The sequence below is a fragment of the Burkholderia sp. Nafp2/4-1b genome (genome assembly GCF_003635165.1).
Taxonomy (GTDB): Bacteria; Pseudomonadota; Gammaproteobacteria; order Burkholderiales; family Burkholderiaceae; genus Burkholderia.
The window spans coordinates 1-2,555 of sequence record NZ_ML058649.1; the positions used below are offsets into that span (position 1 = coordinate 1).

Sequence of the window (2,555 nt, forward strand, 5' to 3'; positions counted from 1 at the left end):
CCATTATCGCTGGCATCCGTTGTATGGCCACCGCCTCAAGGTCCGAGACGTCGAGCAACGTAGCGGCGGCCGCGTCGTGCATATCGAAGCCGGCTCTGGCGTAGTCAAGGTGGTGGCGGCATGGATGCTCGATCGGGCCGTGTGTTCAGCCATGGAGCTCGGCGAGCCGAGGGTTACCGTGGCGGTGCTATGCGCCCTGCATCGGCTGCTCGTTGATCGGCGCTTGCGAGCAAACTCGCCGGACGGTTCCACCATCGTCCGGGAGAAACGCAATGGGCCAGCTGCCAAGGGGTGTTCCAGCACGACCGCAATCGCCGGCGGTGACGCCGCGCCAGATGAGCATGGTGTTCGACAACGCCGAGCTTCAGGGAATGAACGCGGCGCAGCGCGCAAAGGTAATCGCGCATCTTGCAAGCCTGCTGATCCAAGCCGCCGGCGTAACCGCCGGGAAGGAGCGTGACGATGACGAACGCTGATCGTTTGCCGGCGCCCCTTCTCCAGCGCAAGGCGGTAGTTTATGTCCGTCAGTCGACGCAGGCCCAGGTCCAGATGAACCTCGAGAGCCAGCGTCGCCAGTACGAGCTCGTGGGAGAAGCAAAGCGCCGCGGGTTTCGCGATATCGAGGTCATCGACGATGATCTGGGTCGATCGGCGAGCGGAACGGTGGCCCGGCCCGGCTTTGAGCGCCTGGTGGCATTGCTCTGTGCCGGTGAAGTCGGCGCTGTTCTTTGCCTGGATGCATCACGTCTTGCCCGTAACGGGCGCGACTGGCACCATCTGCTCGAACTGTGTGGTCTCGTCGAGGCGCGGGTCATCGACCTTGATGGCGTGTACGATCCCTGCCGGCCGAACGACCGGCTGCTGCTCGGCATGAAGGGCAGCATTAGCGAATTCGAGCTCAATGTGCTTCGAACGCGCATGCTGGATGCCGCACGTGCCAAGGCTCAGCGCGGTGAATTGCGCATCAGCGTGCCGATTGGCTATCTCTGGCATCGTGATGTCGGCCTGGGTCTCGATCCCAACCAACGGCTGCAAGAAGTGATACGCCTGATCTTTACTCGCTTTCGCGAACTGGGTAGCGCACGGCAGGCCTTCCTGTCGTTACGGGCCGAACAAGTCCACTTTCCGCGTCCGACCGATGGCAGGACCCTGACGCATTTCGACTGGACGCTGATACGTTACCGTAACGTGATCTCGGTGCTCAGGAATCCGTTCTATGCCGGGGCCTACGCATATGGCAAGAGTGGGAAGCAGACGACCATCGTCGATGGCCGTGCACATAAGACCTACAAGCATCGCAAACCGTTCGAGGAGTGGGAGGTTCTGCTCAAAGACCACCACGAAGGCTACATCGACTGGGCGGAATTCGAGCGCAATCAGAAGCTGCTCGCCGCCAACGCCTACGGCAAGGCAGGCGACGTAAAATCGGGGCGTGGTGGGCGAGCCCTGCTGGCAGGGCTACTTGGATGCGCGCGCTGCGGACGCCGTCTATCGGTGGCCTATACTGGACGCACACCGCGACCGGTCTACCGATGCTATCGCTTTGACCTGCCACCGAAGTGCATGAGCTTCGGCGGCTCTCGCATAGACGCCGCGATCGCGAGAGAACTGATGCGTGTCGTGGAGCCAATGGCGATAGAGGCGGCCTTGCAGGCCGAGCAAATGCATATGGACACCCTGAGCGAGCAGCGGCGGATCATCGAACTTGAACTGCAGCAGGCTCAGTACGAAGCCACGTTGGCAGAGCGGCGCTACGCCGCCTGCGATCCGGATAACCGTCTGATCGCCGCGCAGTTGGAGAAGAATTGGGAAGCGGCATTGCGTCGGGTACAGGCCTGCCAGGCTCGCCTGGAGACGGCACGTGCACCGGCGTCACCTATCGCTGCTCCTGACTTTACGAAGCTCGCCGAGGACCTCGATGCCGCCTGGAATGCTCCGGGCGTCACCATGCGCATGCGCCAGCAGCTGGTTCGGGCACTGATCGTCGATATAGTCGCAGACGTGAACGAGTCAACGCGTGAAGTCATTCTCACGATTCACTGGCAAGGTGGTCAGCACTCGCAGGTGCGGATCCGCAAACCCAAGACCGGCGAGCACGGATGCAGCACGTCCGACGAAGCGCTCGCAGTCATGCGCAGCATGGCAACCCGATGGTCTGATCAGGATATTGCTGCATCACTAAACCGGATGGGGATACGTACTGGCCAAGGCAAGACCTGGACTGCGCATCGCGTCAGCTCCGTACGGCGAGTGCGCAACATCTATGCGTACAAGTCGGCAGAGAAGGATGGTGACTGGTTGACGATGTCCGAGGCGGCGAAAGCGCTTGGCGTTACCCACTACATGATCCGGCGTCTAATCAACGATAAGGTTCTGCCTGCCGAGCAGGTAATGCCCGATGCCCCATGGCAGATTCGCGCAAGCGATCTGCGCAGTGAAGCTGTTACGGCGGCGCTGACGCGCAAACATCGCCCGTGTCGCAACGACGTTGAAGGGCAACTCCCAATGTTTACCGAGGTTTCGGAAGGAGGTGCACAATGAACGCCCCGTCGCGA

At 61.4% G+C, this 2,555-nt stretch carries 2 protein-coding genes; both read left to right on the plus strand.

What is annotated here, in order from left to right; translation table 11 throughout:
- Positions 1 to 460 (plus strand): hypothetical protein (locus C7H84_RS36985; protein WP_205611496.1); only part of this gene is annotated, 460 nt, incomplete at its 5' end.
- Between the two features lie 2 nt (positions 461 to 462).
- A complete protein-coding gene (locus C7H84_RS34600; protein WP_121863004.1) occupies positions 463 to 2,541 on the plus strand; it encodes a recombinase family protein in 2,079 nt (692 codons plus the stop codon).
- The last annotated feature ends 14 nt before the right edge of the window (positions 2,542 to 2,555 follow it).